Source organism: Streptomyces sp. NPDC001108 (assembly GCF_053598535.1).
On the sequence record NZ_JBSFKL010000020.1, the window covers coordinates 34,205 to 56,649 of the forward strand.

The following is a 22,445-nucleotide window of genomic DNA, read 5'->3' on the forward strand; positions in this document are numbered from 1 at the left end:
CGGCTCCGGCGGAACGGGCGGGACGCCCGTGCTGACCCCGTCGCCCGAGGCGCAGACGCTGCTCATGGTCTTCTCGGGCGAGAAATGGCCCTCCATCAACGAGGACCTGCTGCGCGAGGCCGCCGGCTACTACGACAAGCTGATCGACGACTTCAAGGACCTGCAGACGTATCTCGTCGCTGTCCAGAACTACGTCGGTGAGAGCTTCTCCGGGCAGAGCGCGGAGGAGTTCCAGAAGTATGCCCAGTACCTGTCGGGCGGGGGCGACGCCTCGATCCTGATGGCCTGCGCCGATCAGGCCAAGAACCTCGCCAAGATCGCCCGGGACACCGCCAACCAGGCGGAGTACTCGAAGTGGATGATCCTGGGCCAGGTCATCCAGCTGATGGCCGAGATGGCGTTCGAGGCGGCGGTGAGCTGGATTCCCGGCCTGAACGCGGTGGCGCACGCCAACACCGTCGCCGCGGAGATCACCCTCCGGATCGTGGCCCAGCAGATCATCAAGGCCCTGATCAAGAGCATCATGATCCACACCGCCATGAGTGTGGTGATCGGCGAGGCGATGGACGTCGCCATCCAGCTGATCCAGAAGGGCATGGGCAACCGCACCGAATGGGACCTGGACGCGACGAAGAGCGCGCTCGGGTTCGGCGCGTTGCAGGGCTTGTTCGGCGGCGTCTTCAGCCCGATCGGCGGCGCGCTCGGCAAGAAGATCGCCAATGTGGTCGGCAGCGACGCCGCCAAGTGGCTCGGGTCGCAGATCGGTAAACACCTCGACGACCTGGGCACCAAGGCGGGGGCGAAGGCGGGCGCGGGCAAGGGGCTGGCGAACTCGCTGGGCAGCATCCTCGGCGGGACCGAGAGCGAGTTGGTCAAGAGCCTGAACAAGAGCGCCGGGAAGGCGGTCACGGAGAGCTTCGTCGACAAGGTGGGCAACGCCTTCGCGAAGTACGGCTTCCACAACCTCCAGGGCGACGCGGCACGCAGCCTGGGTAAGGCATGGGCGAGCTCGCTCAACAAGCACTGGGGGGCCGGCGCCGCCTCCGACGTGGTGTCCGGCAACATCGCCAAGGACCTGGCGGCAGCCGCCAAGGCCCTGGCCAAGAACGGCAGCACCCAGGTCGACGACGCCGCACTGAACGTGCTGTCGCACACCATCACCAAGGATCTGTCCACCTCCCTCAGCGCGAAGGGGATGTCCGAGGCGCTGACGAGGACGCAGAAGTTCGGCTACGCGGCGGGCGTGTACGGAACGTCGACGCTCATCGACGCGGGCGCGCAGAACCTCGCCGAGGGCACGTACAACTCGATGACGCAGGGCGAGTTCACCACGAGCTGGCAGACGTTCGTCTCCGGCGTCGCGCCGACCATGTTCAGCCATGTGATGCGGCACACCGTCGTGCACCCGCTCATCGCCCAGTCCGACTCCGGCATCGCCAACCTGATCAAGGGCCTCCACACGAAGCTCGACACCCTGGACAGCCCGAAGGGAGAGTTCGGGCTGAACGACGCGGCCAAGAACTCCGTGCCCGGGGGCGGGGTGAGCGACACCGGGGTGCCGCCCGCGCCGAACGCGGGAGACCTCGTTACGTCCACGTCGGAGAACGGCCCCACACCGAAGGCCGACCCGGAGATCGAGGCGGCGGAGGGCCAGCAGCAGAACGAGCAGCAGTCGACCGTGCCGCCCGTCACACAGTCCGCCGCACCGGTCGTGACGCAGACACCGGCCGAGACTCCGACGGCGAAGGCGACCGGAACGCCCTCCACGACGACTGCGACCACGCCGCCGAACCCGACGAACCAGCCGGGGACGTCCCGGACGGTCACGCAGACGCAGACGCAGACGTCCGTCTCCAACACGACGGCGAGCAAAGCGGGTCCGACTCCATCGATCCAGAACGTCCAGCGCCGCACCGTATCGACTCCGCCCGGCCCGGGAACCAGCGAACTGCACTACGGCGCGGTGCACTCCCGCCCGACGCAGTCGGACGGGACGCCGTTCGCCGACCGGAACGCCACCGTGACCGATTCCCTGATGATCTCGGCGGAGCCGGTGACGGCGACGGCCGACAACAACACCCAGGACACCGTTCAGGCCGTCGTCGACGAGGGCATCGACAACGCCCGGTCCAACACCGACGACGACCAGACCCGGGCCGTCATCAGCGACCACAACGAAACGTCCGAGATCGTTCAGCCCGGCAACAGCAACAGCAACGACAACAACGACAACAGCGTCCAGGACCAGGGGAACACCCAGCACATCCCCGGACCGAACGACAGCACCACCGCGCCCCCGACCATCGAGGTGACCGATTCCGAGGGCAAGAAGAAGACCCTGAACATCCCGGGCTTCCTCCACGACGTATCCACCTACGAGAAGGACGAGCCGATCCCCTTCAAGGGTGCGGTCGGCGGGCATCACGCCGTCCAGCTGACCCACGAGAAGGACTCCCAGCACCTCGCGAACGAACTGGCCGAGAAGGCCGAGGTCACCCTGGACGACCCGGCGGAGCTCTCCTTCGCCCTGGCGAACCAGGCGAACACCTTCCTCGGTGACGGCCGCCGCTTCGTTGTCATCGACGGCGGGCGGAAGCGGGAACTGCGGGTCAAGGCGGTTCCCGACGCGAAGAGCTGGGAGGGAACCCCCGGGGACGCAGGGAAGCTGGACAGCGTCGCGCGCAACCAGCAGACCGAGGGCTACTCCGTCTCCGACTCCAGCACGGTCCAGGCGGCAGTCACCGCGGCGATCACCGGTGGGGGAGCGGCGGCGAAGCTGACCGTCGCGCCCGCGATGGGTACCAGCCGGGACTCCAACCTCAACACCCAGCAGCTCTCACAGCACGAGACCCGCAGCCACGGTCCCTCCGTCAAACTGACCACCGACGTCGTCTACGAACTCTCCCTCCACGACCTCCCCGCGACCGGCACCGGGAGCGCTTCCCAGGCGCACGTCACACCGGAGCCCGTCAGGCACACGGTCTCGAAGGGCCTGGTCGTCCAGATCCCCGAGTCGCACACCACCAGCAGCCGTCCCGATCCGCGAAAGGACCGGGTTCCGCTGAAGTTCGAGACCGAGTCCGGCGAGCGGGCGGACATCGAGCACACCGAGTCGTACTTCAACATCGACCCGATGACCGACTGGGTGCTCCAGCACACCGACTCCCCGATCGGCAGCGCCAACTACAAGGCTGTCGTCAACCACTTCTCGGCCGAGCACTTCACCCGGATCGACGGCCGGGATCCCGTGCCGCCGCTGCGTCTGCACAACAAGGACGGATCGACGGCCGGAACCGTCACCATCGGAACGCCGGTGCCCAAACGCCATTGGGTCATCGACTCCGCGACCGACTTCGAACTGCGCGACACCAACCAGTTCAGCGAGAAGAACGAAAGCAGCACCACCAGGACCCACACGCTCGACATCTCCGTGTTCGCGGGTGCGACGACCGACATCACCGGATACTCCGAGGCGTTCGCCACCCCCCGCGCCCAGGCGGGTGGCACGATGGGCTACAACCATTCCTCCACCAACACGTCCAACCTCGGTGGCACCGCCGGAGCCAAGAACGCCGTGCGTTCCCCGAAGGACGTCCGTACCGTGCTCGTGATGCGCGAGTCCGAGGTGACGGTGGAGACGCCGGACGGCGGGAGCAAGACCTTCACCGTCGGCAGCCTGGTGCGGATGCCGGTCGGCGAGGCCCAGCGGCTGGCGGGCTGGGACAACCAGGAGCAGCTGAGGGTCGGCACGAACGAGCCGAACAAACCCGCCTACTGGAACACCGGGAACGACGGCGGCGGCAAGGTGACCATGCTCGGTCCCGGGCGGCCCGGCGGGATCAGGCTCGGCGAGGAGACGTCAGGCCAGGCGCCCCTGAACGAGACCGACGTGAACCGGAACGCGCGGGACGACGACGCGCAGAACGAGGTCCCGCCGAGCGCCGACGCCGAGAACCGGCCCTCCGCCACCGAGGACGCGGCGAAGGGGAACTCCCACGAGGCCGAGGAGAAGCTGGTCGACTCCCTCCTTGAGGACCTGAGGAAGAAGGACCCCACCCTTCCCCTCGCCACCCGGGAACAGGTGAAGGAGGCCGATCGGCACCGCAGCTGGTTCAACCGTATCCTCCGCCGCGACAGGGCCTCCGTCCTGGCGGTGGCGAACACCCGGTCCCTGATGGCCGCGGTCGCCAAGGAGGGGTTGGAACAGCGCATGCACCAGGCGGCCTCCAAGGAGGGAATCCGGGTGCAGCTGCGCGGTTCGTCGTTCACCCGGGAGCGTGGCTACACCCTGACGATCCGGGCCGACCTCGATCCGCCCACGTACCTCGGCAGCGCCCGCCGCACCACGACCCAGGCGTTCAGCGGAGGGGAACGCTTCGACACCGCGCAGCAGGTCACGCACACCGGCAGTGGTGGCGTGGAGGCGACGTTCTCGGCCCTGCGGAACGAGAAGGACTCGCTCGGCGCACCCGTCGCCACCGGCTCCGGCGGCGTCAACGCCCGTGGGACGTACCGGACGTCGCGGCAGACCAAGTCCGGTGGCACCGCCACCCGTGAGGATCTGTTCGCGCCCGGTCCGGGCACCGACTATTACGACTTCGTCGGCAACCTGAACTTCGAGCTGCAACGCTCGTCCTTCCCGCAGCCGCTGATCCAGGCGCTCACACTGGGCGGCTGGCGGGCGCTGGCACGGTACGGCGACGCGTCGAAGTTCCCGGCAGTGAAATGGCTCCACGAGAAGAGCGGGCTGGGCGGCATCGGCGAGATGCGGGAGGACGGAAGCAGGTCCGTCTTCCTCACTCCGCACCCGATCAGGTTCACCTTCGGCGTACCGGACGGCCTCTCGAAGACCGCCGAGATGCCGGAGGCCGACCAGGACGTGATCGCTGGAAGAGCCGAGTCCGAGGTGCTGGCGGCGGACGTCGTCCGGATCGCGGACGAGATCTCCGCCCAGGGGTTCACCACCGTCACCCTCGCGGCCCGTTCCGACCAGACGCTGTTCGGCTCGGTACGCGATCTCATCAAGAAGACCTCCGGGAACGCCTGGCGGCTGACGGACGCGGGCGCGTTCATGTCGGAACGGGTCCGCCGGATCTTCGGGCAGCATTCCTTCACCTCCCTCTCCGACCAGGTGTTCTCGCCGGGCGGCCACACCGTCGGGAACCTGCACGACAAGGGGACGCTCTTCGCGGGGGAGGAGTCGCTCTCGATCATCGGGACCCGGCACAACCTGAAAGTGGTGGGCGAGTCGTTCACCGCGTCGCCCGAGACCAACACCGCTCTGGAGCAGGCGTTCGGCTTCAACAAGGGCTCGGCCGCCGGCTTCAGTGTCGGGACCAGCGGGGCGGGCGGCGGCCTGCAGGGAACCGGCGACGTGAACTTCAGCGGCCAGGGCGGTGTGTCCCACAACTGGCTGCAGAAGATGTGGAGCTGGGGCGACACCTCGTCCGCCACCTCCATGCGCGACCTCAACCAGGTCCTCGGCAGCGACCGCTGGGTCATGGTCGTCGCCGACACCGACTACCAGGTCGCGGCCCACCACAAGCCCCTGGGCCTCTTCGGTCGCCCCTTCGGAAGCTCCAGCGACGCCCGGACGCACGTGATCCGCAAGCCGGGCGGCTGGGTCGGGCTGATGCGGGAGAGCGACGCAGTGAAGGCGGGGCTCATCCGGGACGGCCTGGGCAGGGCGCCCGAGGACGCCCTCAAGAACGTGGAGTGGCGGGACCGCGAGGGCCTCGACAAGGCGAGACGAGGCGACTTCGCGCACACCGCCCCCCAGGACGCCGCCCAGATCAAGAAGCTCAACGAGGAACTGCGGAAGGCGGGGGTGGCGGAACAGACCCTGCACACCGTCAACGGCATGGTGTCCGCCCGCTCCGGCCGGTCGGCCATCCAGAGCGGTTCCGCGCTGACCTCCCGCGGCCGCACTTCGGCGCTGACCCACGTCAAGAAGCTGAACATTCTGGGCAAGGACGTGACGATCAACGTCGAGCACCGGCGCCGCTCCTCCAAGGTCGTCGACACCCTGTTCGCCGACCACGAGTTCGGGGCGGGGCGCAACACCGCCGACGACCACGTGCAGTCGACGACGGCCTCTCACACGCACTCCGTCAACGACGGCGAGACCGTGCGGGGACCGGGCGGCGCGGGCGGGATCAACGGAACCGGCGGGGGCGGGCTCGGCGACGCCTACTCCGCGACGGACTCCGCCAGCGGTGTGGTCACCCAGGTCACCACCATCCCCGGGCCCAAGGCGGTGAAGAAGACCGAGTGGGAGACCGTCGTGTCCGTCACCTACGCCGACGGCACCGACGTCATCGAACCGGTGAAGTGGACCGCGACCGTCACCACGACGGAGTCGTACCTCTTCATGGAACCGAAGGCCGAGAGCGACACGTCGCGGAACACGCCCGCGAACCCGCCGTCGAAGCCCGCCATGAAGATCGAAGAGCTGACGGCGGACAAGGACTTCACCGAACTCCTGAAGAAGACCGTGGAGAAGAACGAACCGGCCGCCCGCAAGGGCGACGGAGGGTTCCACATCCACGAGGTCATCGGCGCCGACCAGGTACAGAAGCTCGGCAAGCTGCTCGTCGCCAAGTCCCGCAAGAACGATCAGGAGGTCAAGGAGTACACGGACCAGGAGATCGCCGAGATCATCGGTGCCAGTGACACGGTGAGGCCCGGTAAGCTCGGGGCCGACGCGCTCGACACCGCGCTGAACGACATCTCGCTCACCGGCGCGCTCTCCTCGGGGCACGCCCAGGCCGGCCTGCACACCGTCACCGTCACCAACAACAGCGTCATCGGCGGCGTCGACACGACCCTCGCGGTCGCCACACACCTCGACTTCAAATCCCCCAAGGTGCGCCGACTCGCCGTCACCAGCCAGATCCGGTTCGACGATCTGACCGGCTCCGGCACCGGCAGCGAACTCTCCAACACCACCAGCACGAACTCCGGGGGCGGCCCCGGAACCGCCGAATCCGTGGCCAAGAACGGTGTGACCATCGCGCCGGGCATCCCGGTCGCCGGAGTCAACAACACCAGCGGCGAGACCCACAAGATCGCCCAGGCCGAGCAGTCCCGGCTCAACCTCAAACCCCCCGCCGGGCACGGACACCTCTACGAGGTCCCCGCCACCTTCCACCTGGCCGCGGGCTCACAGCACCACGTCAAGAACAACACCCTGGGCCTCCCGCAGAGCCCACTGCAGTCCGGGACGACGGAGGCGACCGTACTCGTCTGGCTCAGCGACGAGCGCGTCAAGGAACTGGGGCTCCACGAGCTGACCACGGAGGAGAAGGACGCGGCCAAGGCCGTGAAACAGGCGGAGGAGGCGTGGGAGGCCAACTACAAGGAGTACTGGGAGCAACGCCGCAGGACGAGGGGGCTGGCGCAGGGGACCCCCGAGTACCAGGAGGCCAAGGACCGGCTGGATCGCCTGGGAGAGAAGATCACCGAGGCCGGGGAGGAGTACCTGAGGCTCCGCAAGCTCACCGACCCGATGTTCCGCACCCCCGGGGCGACGGCCACGACCCCCGTCACGTTCAAGGAAGAGGTCCGTCACGACCACGGCAAGCCGAAGGTCGAGGACGACGTCGAGGAGGTCGCGGGCGCGGACGGAGATCCGATCGCCGTCACGATCGACGGCACGACCCATCCGCTGACGGCCATCGAGAACGACGGCAACGGCTTCTTCAACGCGCTGGCCGAAGGGTTCAAGGAGATCGGTGACCCGGACCTCCCGCAGCGCGACGGGCCGGAACTCCGCCGCGATCTGGCCGGCGAACTGCGCGCCCAGACGGACGAGGGGGGCGGGAGCGGGGGGACGCCCACGAGTGAGCACTTCTCGGAACTGGCGAAGTGGCTACTGCCCGACCTCACGGACGGGTTCGGCCGGGACGACGTCCGCAAGGCCGGACTGGACCAGCTCATCGACGATCCCACGAGCAAGGCCGCGAAGGAGTTCGACGACCGCGGAGCCGTGCCACCGATGAAGGACGCGCTGACGGAGAAGCAGCGCCGCGAACTCACCACCCTGTCGGCCGAACGGGAAGGCGACGGCGAGAACCGGGAGAGGGACCGCGAGAAGCTGACCGACCACGGAACGGCGGACTACTACCCGGCGCTGGCGGCCGCCCTGTGGAAGGTGCCGGTGACGGTGGCGAGCGGCAAGAGGCTGTTCACCTTCATGCCGGACGGCAGCGAGGCGAAGCCCGAGGACGTGCAGAAGGGCGTCCTCCTCCACCTCAAGGACGGGACCTACCGGCACGTCGACCGGAGCAGGACCCTCCAGACGCGGACGACGGGCGACGACGGGGCGACACGGACGAACACCGGGGCCACGGAACCGGAAATCCAGCAGGAGACCCAGCACCCGAAGTCCCCGCACCAGCCGGAGACACCCGCCGCGGGTTCCCAGGTCACCGAAGACGAGGAGCTGAACGACCCGCTCGGCGCCAGCAACCTCTCTCAGAGCATCTTCGAGACGCTCAGGCCGTCCGCGACCCCCGAGGTGGACGTCGAACTGACCGATCTGGCCGCACATCTGGGGATCGCCCAGGAGAAGACGGCCGACCTGGAGCGCAACCTGAAGAGCCTGGGCATCACCCGCGCGGACTGGTACGCCCTCGACGGCCATCTGGCCCGCAACGGCTCCTCGCTGTCCGCGCTCGCCGCGTCCGCCGACGCGGCGAGCGTCCGCGAGGCGGTCGTGGACTGGCTCGGCGAGCCCGTCCACATACCTTCGGACTCGCTCGTCGGCGTGGCGCAGGAGTTCGAAGGACTGTCCCCGCATCACCTGGAACGGCTGCTGCGCGCACACCACCTCCACGATGTCGACGGCCTCGTGGAAGCGATCCGGAACAGTACCCCGCAGAGCTCCGTCACCGAGGCCGCCCACGTCGTCCAGTGGTTCGCCACCCACCCCGACGACATCGCGCGGCTCCGGGACCAGCAGGACGCCGAACGGCTCGCGGCCATGCTGGACGACCTCTCCCTCACCGCACCGGACACCGGAGCGCCCCACGCCACGGCGGACGACGCGGCGCGGCTCGCCGCGTTCCGCCACTGGTCCAAGGAGAACGGGGGCGGCGAACACCTTGCCCTCACCACCGATGCGCGACTGCGGGACGCGGTCGCGCGCTGGAACCTCGAAACGCGGCACGGGCTGCGGGACCTCCCCGCCGACGTCGACGTACACGCGCTGCTCCGGCTCGGCCGGGCCGCCGAGGCCGCGGGCGCGACCACGCGGTTCCAGGAGAACGTCGCCCACCACGTCGGCGACGGTGACCTCGCCGATGCGGTCGAGCTGGCTGACACGATCGGCCACGGCGCGGGACTCCACGAGGCCGACGCGCTCGCCGACGCGCTGGGTACGAACGTCTCCGCGCTGAGGCCGTTCGGGAAGATGCTCGGCCATCGGTTCGCCCAGCACGCCGGGGTGCCCGGGGCCATCCGGGCGACCGCCGACTCCTTCCGGGTCGATCTCGCACACCACGGCTTCGGCACCGTCGACCTCGCCACCTTCACCATGGAGGTGGCCGGACACACGAAGGTCGGCCCCATCGGGCCCGAGGAACTGGACTCCTTCGCCCGCTACCTCGCCCACCAGCGGATTCTCGGCACCACACCGCACGCGGCGATCCGGGGATGGCGTGAGCTGACCACCGAGGAGGCGGCAGCCTACGTCGAGACCTGGCGCGGGAACGACACCGCGGCCGGCAAGGTCCTCGGCACCATCGACGTCGTGCCCCCGAGCTTCCAGGAGTACCAGGCCCTTGAGAAGCTCGGTCCCAACAACCTCCGCGCCTTCCGGGTGCAGCGCGTGGAACTCCCCAACGGCGACATCCGCTCCGACGTCGTCATCCCCATCAAGCTGGTCCACGAGCCCGGCCAGGAGCACTTCGCCGACGCCGCCCGGAAGGTGGCCCGGACCTCTCTCGACCAGTACCTCAACGCCCCCGGCTACCGGCTCTCCAACGGCGACCTGCTCCATGTCTCGGTGGCATTCGTCGACGACGCTCCCGTGGAGCGCTGGCCGAACGGTGTGCTGAAGAGCCCCCGCGACGGTGTCCACCTCGTCGACCTCTCCTACGGGCCCGGCAGCCGCATGGAGGCACGGAGCTGGAAGCTGCCCAGTGACCACCTCTCCGTGTTCGCCCATGAGATGACCCATCTGCTCGGCCCGTGGGACTACTACCGTGAACACGCGAACACACTGCGCCCCGTCTACACCGACCGGGCCCTCATGGGCGGCCCGGTGTACGGGGACCACTTCGGGAACGTCGCCGTGGGCTCTCTCCATCCGCGTGGCGACAGGCTCCACAACCAGCGGATGATGCCCCGTGACCTGCGGCTGCTCGGTTCGGCGATCGAGAGGACGTGGAGGAGCGCCGGGCACCCGCCCGCTCCGCACGACGGGCTGAAGTCCAAGGTCCCGTTGAACGTCGCCGAACGGGTCGTGCGCGGCGATCCGTCCACCGGCAAGGCCGGGCACCTGGCGCCCGTCGGCACCGCCGGACGCGTCCGCCCGGTGCCGCTCGGAGACATCAACCCCAACGGCACCTACCGCGCGGCCGGCGGCGGCCACGACGACGCGCCGATCATGATGTTCCCCGACCACTGGTCGCTGGAGGAGGTCACCGAAGCGGCCGTCCACGTCCACCGCGACCAGTTGCGTTACGGGAACATCGGCCCGGACGGTGCGTTCGAGGGCGTCCATCACGGGGTACGGATCCGCGGCCACGCGCGGCCCGACGGCACGATCACCGACTTCGAGCCCTCGGACCGGCAGGACGACCTCGCCCCCCGCCCGCTCGCCGACCCCGCCTTCGAGCCGAAGGCGCGGCCCTTCACCGAGACCGGGAACCCCACCTCCACCCACCGGCTGTGGGACTTCCTGGAGATCGGCGACCGCTCCAACAGCGCCGGCGGGCACGTGCTTTCCCCGGCATGGGCCGAGCAGGACGACAACACAGCGCCGTCCAGGAAGGCCGTCATCCACGACCTGTTCACCGACGAGACGTCCCGGGGCGGAGCCCGCCGCGGGGCCGCGTACTCCCTCGAACTCACCCAGGACGGGGGGTACCAGGACATCCGATCCCTCCTGACCTCCCCGGGGCCGGTCGTCGCCTTCTCTGACGGGGTGAGCGGCCTCAACACCCTCTTCCCGGAGGAATGGGACGCTTTCACCCTGGAAGACGTCATCGAGGGAGCCCACCGCGGCGCCCTGGAATCCGGCAACTTCACCGTGCTGCCGTCCGGTGGATACATCTGGCACGGCCTCGTCATGGGCGTACTGATGCACGGGCAGGTCCTCGACGGCGAGCACCAGTGGATACGCCCCTCCACGTACCAGCTGAAGCAGGCGGCGCCGGGAAGCCACCGGCAGCTGGCCGTCGCGGACGGCATCGAGTTCCACACCGCCGACGGCGCCCACTACCGCATGCGTCGCATTCTGTACGGGAACGGCGAACAGGAGACCACGCTCTTCCGCATCCTGCATCTGTCACCCGAGGACAGCGCGAGCACGACGGCCGAGTCACTGCGGGGCACCCAGATGATGCTCGGCCCGGTCCCCGGTCTCGGCCTGGCCCGCGTCGTCATCGAGGTCGGGGAGAACGCCACGGGGCACGGCAACGACACCGATCTGCTCGACAGGGCGCGGAACGGGGCGCAGGACGCCCGGTCCCTGCTCGGCTCAGGGTTCGACATGATGACCCTGTCCGCGCCGCGCGGCCTCACCGCGGACCAGTGGTCCGCGCCCGCCGGAACCACCGACGAGGTGGCTTGGCGCGCCCACGTCACCGCGGTGCTCGACCGCTACGGACCGAACGCGCTGGCCCACGAGCCCGGTGTCGACGCGCTCGTCCGACTGCACACCGCCGAGGGACTCGCACCTCACGCCGACCGCGTCCACAGCGAACGGCAACTGGTCGCCGCCACCGACCGCCTGTTCCGCACGGGCGCCGGGAACGACCTGGACATTCCCGAGGCCCTGCGGGGCGACTGGACGGCTGACCGGGTGCGTCTGGCCGCGCTCCAGTACTCCTCGCACGGCCACCCCGTGGCGGAGCGGTCGGGCCCCGGCACGCTGGTGACCGAGGCGTTCCCGGAGCCGGGCGTCCTCCTGGAGATCCGTCACGAGCTCGGCGAGGACGGACAGTGGAAGATCGCCGACTACACGATCCGGACCCACGACGGCACCGGGGCGGAGCCGCTGTGGCAGCCCGACGAGGGCGTGGCGCAGGCGGCGGCCGACATGGGCGTCCACCCCGGGCACCTTGCCGTACTCAGCGGGGAGTTGCGGCTGCCCCCCCAGGAGCTGTCGAGCGCGGCGGCGCTCCTGCGCGGACTCGGGGACCCGCAAGCCGTCGTCCGGGAACTGCGTCTGATGGCCGACAGGCTGGGCATCGGCGACGCGCGGACCCTGACGATGCACATGAGCGCGCTCGCAATCGGCGCCGAGCACTGGTGGGACCTCGCCGCGCACCTGCAGAACAGCGGACACACCCTGCCCGAGCTGATCAACACCGGGCCCGGCGGCGACCTCCACACCGCGTGGCAGGAGCGCAAGCAGCTGCCGGTTCCTCCGGACATGGTGACGAAGGCGCTCGCACTGGGTGTTCATCCGCGTCGGCTGGAGATGGTGATGAACGCCGCGCTGATCAGCGACCTCGACCTGCTCACCCACAACGTCCCGTGGGCGTGGGAAGGGGGACTCACCCCGCACCAGACCGCCGAGCAGCTCTTCGGGCAGGCGTGGGTCCGCGACTTCGACACCATGGCGGCCGGGCTCGGCATCTCTTCGGACAGGGAGAGCCTGAGGAACATCTTCACCCGGTGGCTCACCGAATCCCAAGCCCCCGAGCTCCGTGGTTTCGAGGACCTGACACGTGCCCTGGCGCTGTGGCGGATCGGGCGGCAGGGCCCGGCCGACGGGCTCCCCGACGGCTCGGACCCCCGCCCGCTCGCCCTCGTGGTCTCGGCGCTCGGGATGTCCGCCCAGCACGCCAACGTCTTCATCGAGGGACCGGGCCGGGAGTCCGGCCCCCTCCCGATGGCCACGCACCTGGAACAGCGTTACCTGGCCGCCGAACAGGCCGGCGGCCAGCTGCTGCACCCGGTGGAGAGGGTGCCGATGCACGGGATGCCGGTGCTCCAGGTGGCCGACGCCCTCAGCATCGACCCCCACCTCGTGCCGAGCCTCTCGGAGCTCGTCCTGACCGACCGGGAGACCTTCCGGGACTTGCTCTGGGACGGGGCCGATCCGTTCGCCGTGGCCGGACTGGTGATCGGCCGCCTCGACGGGCTCGGACTCGATCCCGATGAACTGGCCTGGTTCCAGGGCCTCTCCGTGACACAGGAGAGCGTCACAGGGTTCTGGGAGTACGTCGCGGAGCACCGGGACACGGACCCCGACCTGGCAGCCCTGTTGACCGGCGACCGGCAGAAGGGGCCGGAGGCGGTCCGCAAGTGGGTCGCGCACCATGGGATGGAGCCGCCCGCGACCACGACGGCCCCTGCGACGCCGCAGGAACCACAGGGGCAGAACGCCATGGCCCACCACGCCTCCGCGCCGAACGGCCCGCCCGTGACCGGTCCGCACACCGGCCAGGGCGACCCACTGCCCGACACCCTGTTGGCCCTGGCCAAACAACTGAGCAGCGCTGGTGCGGGCGACCGGACCGGCCTGGCCGACGCGGAACTGTTCCAGGGGTCCACGCCCGTGGCCCGGGAGGCGAAGCTCTCCACCTTCCGCGGCATGGTCGACCAGGCCGGGACCGTCACCGACCTCGACGAACGGGCCGCCCGCATCGCCTCGGACATCAAGTCGAGCCAGTACTTCACCGACGGCAACACCAGAACGGCGACCACCGCCGTCTTCCTCACCTACGCGGCGGCGGGCGCGGGCCTCGGGGCGACGCCCCTGGAGGTCTTCGCGGCGATCGGCGAGGCCGAGGTGAACCCGCGCTTCGACCTGACCGAGTGGCTCCGTGAGCACCGTACGGACGACGGTCCCGCGACGGTCCCGTCCCTGGCGGAGCTGGAGAGGATCAGCGTCGTCGCGGGGCAACTGGCGGTCATGGAGAGGGAGCTCCAGCGCATCGGCGGATACTGGCGCGAGTACCTGAGCAAACACCAGGACGAATCGGCGGAGACGGCCGAGGCGGACTTCCTGGGGGACCTGCTCGCCGAATCCGAGCCCGACTACGACCTGTGGACGGAGCGGGCCGAGTTCGCGCGGGCGATCGACCTCATCCGCCCCGGCGGCAAGTCGGAATTCCTGGGCACGGTGTCCGGCCAGCGGGCTCCGGAGGAGGGCGAGACCTTCATCGAGGAGATCGAGCGCCTCATGGAGGAGCTCGGATTCGACGACTGACCGGCACACCCCATATCAGTACGCAGCGACAAGAGCAACGAGGAGAGGCAGCAGTGGCAGTCACCCAGACGCAGGGCGGTACCCCGGACGGGCCCGGACCGGAGGAGACCGGCGCCCCGGCGGCGGCACGTGCCCGCGCCACGGCGTCCGTCAACGGCGGCGTGATCGGCGCGGATCCGGAGGAACCGCAGGCCGCCCCGGAGAAGACCTCCGAAGCCGAATCCGAGGCCGGAGCCGAGGGGGAGACGGCGGTCGCGGTGACGGAGGAGGCCGGCACCGGAGCCGGGTCCGCGACGGAGGGGGAGACGGCCGAGGGCGTCGCCTCCGCGCTGCGCGGCAGCGATACGGCCGAAGCACCGAAGGCGAAGGCGAAGGCGGAGGCCGAAGCCGCGGCGACGGGGACGGGGCCCGCCACCGAGCCCCGCACCGGGTCGGCCGCCGGTGCCACGGAGCCCGCCGGGGCGGCTGCGGCCACCGAGGAGTCCGCCGAGCCCGCGACCACGGTCACCGCGACCGCGACCGCGACCGCGACCGCCACCGCGACCACGGCCGCCGCTCCGGCCGCGACGTCCAACGGGCGCTTCTCCTGGCTGCGCGCCGGACGTACCGCCACGGCCGCCGCGGCCGGCGGCTCGGGCGACGGCGGTGCGGACGCGGAGGGCGCGGGAGCGCCGGGCAACCCGAACCGGATATCCCGCCCCATGGTCGCGGCCGCCGCGATCGGCGGCGTGGTCCTGCTCGCCGCCCCGTTCATCATCAGCGCCACGTCGGGCGACGACCCGAAGGACGGCAAGGAGCGGGCCGCGGCCGCCGGATACGACGGCCCGAGCACCTCGCCGGACGGCTACGTGCCCAGTGCCGAGCAGGACGGCGGAAAAGCCCCCGGCGGCAAGACCTCCGGGAACACCGCACCGGCCGGCGAGAAGGACGCCTCCGGGAAGATGCCGGACGGCCCGGTGAACGACTCCGTCGCCGACGCCGGTGGAAAGGTCCGGGCCGACGACGAGCCGCCCTCCGACGAGAAGGGCAAGGCCCCCACCAAGACGAAGTCCGGCGGTTCGTCCTCCTCGTCCTCCTCGTCCTCCTCCTCGTCCTCCAGCACCGGAGGGAAGGCGACGGACACCACCGCCAAGTCCGCCACCACCCAGAAGTTCTCCGGTTACGCGGGACCGCACTGCGCGGGCTCCGGTGGCTTCTACACCGAGTACGGCTCGTCGAAGGTCGCCAACGACGACGACCTGTGGACGACGGCCGTCGGCGGGTACGCGTCCAACGGCTGCACCGGCCGGTACCGCTCCATCCCGATGTCCGGGGACAACAGCGACGCGGGCAACTACGCCACTTGGTGGTTCAACACCGGTGCCGTCACCTCGGGTACCTGCCGCATCAGTGTGCACGTCCCGGGATCCGGTGACATCAGGCATGTCGGCGGAGCCCCGTCCTACTACACCATCCATGCCGGAAGCAGCGCCTCCGGAGCACAGCTGACGAGCTTCACCGTCAACCAGGTCGGCAGCCGGGGCCAGTGGGTCGCGGCCCCGAGCGTGAAGATCAACGGCGGGCGGGTGTCGGTGGTGCTGCACGACCGGGGCAAGGACTGGAACTCCAAGGGACCGACGGACGCGCACCACGCCGCAGACGCGATCTACGCGAGCTGCAGCTGACATCCGGGCACACGCGCCGGGACCCGGGCCGGACCCGGGCCCCGGCGCGTGTCCCCCGTACCGCGGTCCGCCACCTACGGCCTACCGAAGGGTGAGCGGCGTCTCGGACTCCACACGGTTCAGTTTCTCGGGATTGCGGACGTAGTAGAGACCGGTGATGCGACCGTTCGACACATGGGCCGCGAGCACGCCGTCGATCTCGCCGCCCCGCCGGACGAGCAGCGCCGGACTGCCGTTGACCGAGGTGGGGGCGAAACTCGGCGGAACGTCGTTCTTGCCGAGCGCCCCGATCATGAATCGGGCCACCTTGTCGGCCCCGACGGTGGGCCGCCGCGCGGCCCGCCTGATTCCCCCGCCATCACCCACCAGCACGACCTCCGGGGCGAGCACGTCGAGCAGACCCTGGAGATCCCCGGTCTCCAGCACCCGCTGGAACGACTCAAGGGCCGCCCGGGTCTCCGTGGCGGAGACCGCTTTGCGGGGGCGGCGCGCGTCGACGTGCTTACGGGCCCGGTGCGCGATCTGCCGTACGGACGCGGCGTTCTTGCCGACGGCGGCCGCGATGTCCTCGTACCCGACGTCGAAGACCTCACGCAGCACGAAGACGGCACGCTCGGTCGGCGACAGCGTCTCGAGGACGAGCATCATCGCCATCGACACGCTCTCGGCCAGCTCGACCGCCTGGGCCACGTCCGGCGTTGTGGCCAACGGCTCCGGCAGCCAGGGGCCCACGTACGTCTCCCTCCGGCGCTTCATGGCACGCAGCCGGTTCAGGGCCTGCCGGGTCGTGATCCGCACGAGGAAGGCACGGTGGTCGAGCACCCGGGACAGATCGACCTCGACCCATCGCAGCCAGGTCTCCTGGAGCACGTCCTCCGCGTCGGCGGCCGAGCCGAGCATCTCGTACGCGACGGTGAAGAGCAGAGGCCGATGGGCGACGAACGTATCGGTGGCCGGGTCGGCGATCCGCTCGCCGTCCACCTCTGTGCCCTCCGCGCGCGAATCCACGTCGACTCCCTTTCGTTCTAGTGCTGTTGCGTAAACGGATGAGCGCGAGCAAACCGCTCAGGAGGCCCGCTCCGCCGTGCGCCGCGACGGTACCCCGCTGCTCCCGGCGCGGAGCAGCTGACGATGCCTGGCGTTGCCCGGCAGGCGGTGCAGCCGGTACGAACCCGGCTTGTCCGCCTCCCCGGCCAGATGCTTGATGATGCCCTCGCACACGATCTCCTTGACCTTCGCCCCGGAGCGGCCCGCCAGGTGCAGCCACAACGCGACATCGTCCCGGCGCGCGAACTGGAAGATGCCGTCGTCGCGTCCCAGGCTGACGCACTGGGCGGCGAACGCCTGGACGAGCGGCGAGGGCCGCTCACCCGCGATCCGGCTCAGCACCGTGTCGGCGGCCCGCGCACCCATGGGGATCGCCGCCTGGCAGCTCATGCGCAACGCCACGTCCGACGGTGCCGCCGAGTCGCCCGCCCCGACGATGCGCGGGTCGTCCAGGCTCGTCAACGTCTCGTCCGTCAGCAGCCGGCCCTCGGCGTCGGTGCTCAGGCCGCTGCGTACGGCCAGGTCGGGCACGCCGAATCCGGCGGTCCAGACGGTCACCGCGCCCGCGACCCGTCGGTCGTCGGCGAGCCGGACTCCGTCCCGGAACACCTCCGTCACCCGACTGGCCGGGCCGTCGAGCACGGTCACCCCGAGCCGGGCCAGCCGCCCGGCGACCGAACGGCGGCCCCGCGGATGGAGATACGGGCCGAGCGGGCCGCCGCAGAGCAGGGTCACGTCCCGCCCCGTACCCGCCAGTTCGGCGGCGATCTCGATGCCGGTCGGGCCGGCCCCGACCACCGTCACCCCGGCCGTCGCGGGCGCGGCGCCGAGGGCGGCCCGCAGCCGGTCGGCCTCCTCCATGGTGGCGAGCGGGTGGCCGAACTCGGCGGCGCCGGGCACCTGCGGCGCGGCGCTCCCGCTGCCCACCGCGTAGACCAGATAGTCGTAGCCGACCGTGCCCCCGCCCGCCAGCACCACGCCGCGCCCGGCCGCGTCGATCCGGGACACGGTGTCGGTCACGATGCGGACCCGTTCGCCGAGGACCTCGCCGTAGTCGACGACCGCGTTCCCGGTGCCGCCCACCCACTGGTGCAGACGGACCCGATGGACGAACCGGGCGCGGGGGTTGATCAGCGTCACGGCCACGCCGTCGTGCTTCGTCAGTCGATTGGCCGCCATGACACCGGCGTATCCGCCGCCGATCACGACCACCTCGATGTGCTGAGCCATGGTGTCTCCTCCGGATCCTCAAGGTCTCGGCCTCAAGACACCGGCTGCCCGGTGACTGTGACACCCTGTGACGCGGATCACGAAGGGGGGCGGTCCTCAGCGCGGCTGTGTCGCGATCTGGATCAGGTTCCCGCAGGTGTCGTCGAGGACGGCGGCGGTGACGGGCCCCATCTCGGTCGGCTCCTGAACGAAGCGGACACCGAGGGCGCTCAGCCGTTCGTGCTCCGCGCGTACGTCGTCGACGGCGAACTGGGCGAGCGGGATGCCGTCCGCCACGAGCGCGTCACGGTACGTCCTGGCGGCCGGGTGCCCCGCGGGTTCCAGGAGGAGCTCGGTGCCGTCGGGGTCCTCGGGTGAGACCACGGTGAGCCACCGGTCCGTCCCGCCCACGGGGACGTCGTGCTTCTTCGTGAAGCCGAGGATCTCGGTGTAGAAGCGCAGGCGAAATATTGAGGGCGGTCGCCCATTTTACTTCGGCCGATCAGATATGAGGATTCATCCGTGGGTCCATCGACGGAACGTGGTGATCGGGCTGGACGAGTCTTGGCTGCGACGGTTCGAGAAACGGTGAGAGGCTGGCGGTATTCCAGTGAAATGCGCCCGGATATTCGCGGACGGGCAGGCAGGCGGGCGGGCGGCCGCTCGGAGAGTCGGTCGGTCAGCCGACGCGCGCGGCGATGGCCCGTGCGCACTCCATCGACTCGGTGTGCGTGGTGTCCACCTCCAGGTCGTAGGCCATGCCCCGGTGGACCACGTCCGCCTGGGACGCCGCCATTCCGCCGATCCGGTCACCCCGGGCGACCTCGCGGCCCGCGGCGACCGCACTGTCGCACCGGACTCCGACCCACAGCACGTCCAGTCCGTCCAGGGCCTTCTGCCACCGCTTCTGTGAGTCCACTCCACCGAGGAAGACCTCGTCGACGACGATCCTGGCACCCGCGCGCGCCATCGCGGCGACACCCTCGATCCACGCCGCCTCCAGCGCCCGGAACTCCGACCCGACGGTCACCTGCCCGTCCGGGGCGATATCGATCCCGGCATCCGATTCCTGCATGGACGCGGGCATCGCCTCGATCAGTGTGTCCGTCCCCAGCGTCAGCCACGGATCCGGCAGACACGCTTGCAGACAGCGGGCAATGCCGGACTTCCCCGAGCTGGAACCACCATTGAGAACGATCACGTCGACTGTCATCGCGCCACAGTAACGGCACCACGCCGGTGCCGCGACCACATACCGGCGGAGCCTCGCGGACCGTCGTACTCCGTCGAGCCCTCCCCGCTACGCGTTCAACGTCCGCTGCCCGATGTGCTGTTGCCTCATGGGGCCGGGCGTCGAAGCGGGGGCGGGGCCATGCGTCACCGCACGGGCTGTGGTGTTGCCATGGTCTCGGCCTGCACGGCCGCCCCGCGGCCCTCGGTGAGGTCGAGCGTGGTGAGAATGGCGGGGGTGACGGTACTGGGGAGGATGTGGCGCATGAGGGCGGAAACCCGTGTGGTGAGGTCGCGGTATTCGCAGAGGGCCTGGGACATGGATTGGATACCGGCGAAGGAACCTACGATGATGTCGGCTGTTTCGGCGGGGTCGATATGAGGGAGAAGTTCGCCCTGGCTCTTTGCCTGCTGGAGAAGGGTGATGCCGACATTGCTCCAGCGGAGAAAGGGGCCGCTGCGGTCGAGGTTGCGCGCTGACTGGTCCATGGAAAGTCGTACACCGGCGCGGACCATGGGGTCGGTCTGAAGCCGGTGGGCGTGGAGCATGACGGCGTCGACGACTTCTTGGACCTTGGAGGTGCGGCTGGGGGTGGTGACATGTTGGTCTTGTTCGGAGAGAACGCCCTGCGCGAGGTCTTCCTTCGACTGGAAGTGGAAATACAGGGCGCCTTTGGTGACTCCGGCCTCGGCGAGGATCTGGGAGATGGTGGCTGCCTGGTAACCGCGCTCTTCGAAGATTTTGGCTGCTGCGGTGAGAATGGTCTGGCGAGTCCGGATGGCGCGTTGCTGTTCAGCCACTTTGTCTCCTTCCTCCTCGGGGCGATGGGGTGTCGGGAGGGCGATGAAGAAACCGTCCGGTTCGTATCTTACAGGTTGCGTTCAGGGGCGTTCCGTTCGTCTTTGTGCGTACGGGAGTTGCAGGCAAGGGGTGAGGGGTTCGTGATTCTGGTGACCGGCGCGACGGGGACGGTGGGGAGCGAGGTGGTGCGAAGTCTCCCGGCGGGGGCGGAGGTTCGCGTGATGGCGAGGAATCCGGGACGGGTCGCGGGGGCGCCCGAGGGGGCCGAGGTGGTGTGGGGGGACTTCGGCGTGGAGGGTTCACTGGTGCGTGCTCTGCGCGGGGTGCGTGCGGTGTTCTTGCTGACGGTTCCCGGCGGGGGTGACGACGGTGCGTTCCTGAGGGTGGCGCGGGAGGCGGGGGTGCGGCACGTGGTGAAGCTGTCGGCGGCCGCGGTGGGGGACAGCGGGGCGGTGGATCTGATCACCCGGTGGCAGCGACGCAATGAGGAGTTGCTGCGGGAGTCGGGCATGGAATGGACGCTGCTACGGCCGCGCGCGTTCATGTCAAACACGCTTTCGTGGGCGGAGTCGGTGCGTGCGGAGGGCGTGGTGCGGGCGCTGTACGGGGAGTCGGCGAACGCGTGCGTCGACCCGCGCGATGTCGCGGAGGTGGCGGTGCGCGCTCTGACGGAGGACGGTCACGGGGGCCGGATCCACACGCTGACGGGACCGGAGCCGCTGAGCGCGGTAAGGCAGACGGCCCTGCTCGGTGAGGTGCTGGGGCGGCGGCTGCAGTTCGAGGAACTGGAGCCGGAGCAGGTGCGTGCCGCGTGGGGTGCGCGCTACCCGGCGAAGTTCGTCGAGGCGCTGTTGGAGAGCGCGGAGCGCGGCCGGGCGGGTTCGAAGGTGGAGGTCCACGGTACGGTGCCCGCGCTGCTGGGCCGGCCCGCTAGGGCGTTCCGGCAGTGGGCCGAGAGTCATCTGGAGGCGTTCGGCGCCGCGTGAGCGAGGTGCGGTGGGCGCCCGCCGGCCGTGCGGCCGGGCGAGGGCACGTGGACCGTCGGCCCCCTCGGACCTCCGCCCGTCGTCGCTCTGCCAGGGACGTCCCGGGCCGCGGGCAATACACCTGACGATGCGTCAGAGGTGATGCGTTCCGGCGCTGATGGTGGAGCGGAAGACGGGTTCCCCGCTCTGGTGGGCGGTGACCAGGACGGACTGTGCGTCGGGCAGCGGGGTGGCCTGGACGGTGCAGGGGGTGTCGAGTTCGACGTAGCGGGCGAAGGTGTTGGTGATGCGGAGGGGGAGGTAGGAAGCGCGGCCGAGGGAGGCTGCGGTGGCCTGGCGCGCGGCTTCGATCAGCAGCATGCCGGGAACGTGGTCGCCGGGATGCTCGAAGAGTACCGGGTGGCGGGTGTCTGCCCGGAGCAGCCAGTGATCCGTTCTGTCGGTGGGTGAGAGGACGACGTCGTGGGGCGAGACGCGTCCCACGGCCCGGGGGTCGGCGGGGCGGGGCGGGAGGGCGTGGTCCCGGCTGGGCAGACGTCCCTGGCGTACCCGGTGGTAGGCCGCGGGGGAGATGCAGGAGAGGCTGCCGCCGCCGGTCGCGACGGTTTCGCCGTCGCGACGGATGTCCATGGACAGGCGCAGTCCGGCCAGGTTTCTGCCGCGCCAGTGGATCTGTGTGCAGTGGGCGTCGGCGGTGAGGACGGTGGGGCCGGGGCCGCGTCCCGTCGCCATCTTTTCGGGGTGCACGGTGATGTCGAGGTCCCAGACGACGAACTGGTGGCCGAGCGGGACTCCGTACGCCGCGTGCCCCAGGAGTATGCCGGTCTGGCGGATCGTTTCGCAGCCGAGGAGCGGGTCGTGGTATCCGCCGGCGACCGGGGTGAAGAAGGGGTGGTCGTGCGGCCACCGGGCGGTCACGGTGAAGCGGTCGTCACCGGTCCGGGCCCAGTCCATGATCATGACCTCGGCCGCGGAGGACCGGTGCACGAACTGCCGGGGGACCCTGGCGGGTTCTCCGGATGCGCTGGAGCGGGGAGCCGACGGTTCGGCGTCCCGTCCGTCCCTGCCGGGCAGGGGGAGTCCGGTTCGGAAGGCGCTCGTGGACATTGCTCCCCCTGGGT

At 70.1% G+C, this 22,445-nt stretch carries 9 protein-coding genes; 3 read left to right on the top strand and 6 right to left on the bottom strand.

Translation table 11 applies throughout. The features are described 5' to 3' along the window. Positions 1 to 28 precede the first annotated feature (28 nt). Together ACWC97_RS30415 and ACWC97_RS30420 are read left to right on the top strand one after the other, a co-directional pair. On the top strand, positions 29 to 14,386 hold the full coding sequence (locus ACWC97_RS30415) for a WXG100-like domain-containing protein (RefSeq protein ID WP_450652786.1): 14,358 nt from the start codon (positions 29 to 31) through the stop codon (positions 14,384 to 14,386). A 53-nt stretch (positions 14,387 to 14,439) separates the two neighbouring features. Then, positions 14,440 to 16,050, top strand: coding sequence for a hypothetical protein (locus tag ACWC97_RS30420; protein ID WP_450652788.1), 1,611 nt, complete (start codon positions 14,440 to 14,442; stop codon positions 16,048 to 16,050). An 81-nt stretch (positions 16,051 to 16,131) separates the two neighbouring features. Here the strand turns inward: ACWC97_RS30420 and ACWC97_RS30425 are convergent, their stop codons facing one another. From ACWC97_RS30425 to ACWC97_RS30445, 5 genes are all read right to left on the bottom strand, one after another. Further along, a complete protein-coding gene (locus tag ACWC97_RS30425; protein ID WP_450652790.1) occupies positions 16,132 to 17,058 on the bottom strand; it encodes an RNA polymerase sigma-70 factor in 927 nt (308 codons plus the stop codon). Positions 17,059 to 17,115: 57 nt separating this feature from the next. After that, a complete protein-coding gene (locus tag ACWC97_RS30430; protein WP_450652792.1) occupies positions 17,116 to 18,327 on the bottom strand; it encodes an NAD(P)/FAD-dependent oxidoreductase in 1,212 nt (403 codons plus the stop codon). A 96-nt stretch (positions 18,328 to 18,423) separates the two neighbouring features. After that, positions 18,424 to 18,777, bottom strand: a complete 354-nt coding sequence (locus ACWC97_RS30435; protein WP_450652847.1) for a VOC family protein — start codon at positions 18,775 to 18,777, stop codon at positions 18,424 to 18,426. Positions 18,778 to 18,985: 208 nt separating this feature from the next. Next, positions 18,986 to 19,519, bottom strand: coding sequence for a chloramphenicol phosphotransferase CPT (cpt, locus tag ACWC97_RS30440; RefSeq protein WP_450652794.1), 534 nt, complete (start codon positions 19,517 to 19,519; stop codon positions 18,986 to 18,988). A gap of 164 nt (positions 19,520 to 19,683) precedes the next feature. Further along, entirely contained in the window at positions 19,684 to 20,337 is a 654-nt protein-coding gene (locus tag ACWC97_RS30445) for a ScbR family autoregulator-binding transcription factor (protein WP_352279960.1), read from the bottom strand. 141 nt (positions 20,338 to 20,478) lie between these two features. Here ACWC97_RS30445 and ACWC97_RS30450 point away from each other — a divergent pair, with 141 nt between their 5' ends. Further along, positions 20,479 to 21,324: an SDR family oxidoreductase gene (locus ACWC97_RS30450; protein ID WP_450652796.1), complete on the top strand. Its 846-nt coding sequence runs from the start codon at positions 20,479 to 20,481 to the stop codon at positions 21,322 to 21,324. A gap of 132 nt (positions 21,325 to 21,456) precedes the next feature. Here ACWC97_RS30450 and ACWC97_RS30455 read toward each other — a convergent pair whose 3' ends face one another. After that, positions 21,457 to 22,431 carry a ScbA/BarX family gamma-butyrolactone biosynthesis protein gene (locus ACWC97_RS30455; protein ID WP_450652798.1) on the bottom strand — a complete coding sequence of 325 codons (975 nt, stop codon included), beginning with the start codon at positions 22,429 to 22,431 and terminating at the stop codon, positions 21,457 to 21,459. Positions 22,432 to 22,445 lie beyond the last annotated feature (14 nt).

Excerpts from the sequence above, each read along its gene's own strand:
- ACWC97_RS30430 (WP_450652792.1), bottom strand. The coding sequence starts at position 18,327 with ATGGCTCAGCACATCGAGGTGGTCGTGATCGGCGGCGGATACGCCGGT.
- cpt (WP_450652794.1), bottom strand. The coding sequence starts at position 19,519 with ATGACAGTCGACGTGATCGTTCTCAATGGTGGTTCCAGCTCGGGGAAG.
- ACWC97_RS30455 (WP_450652798.1), bottom strand. The coding sequence starts at position 22,431 with ATGTCCACGAGCGCCTTCCGAACCGGACTCCCCCTGCCCGGCAGGGAC.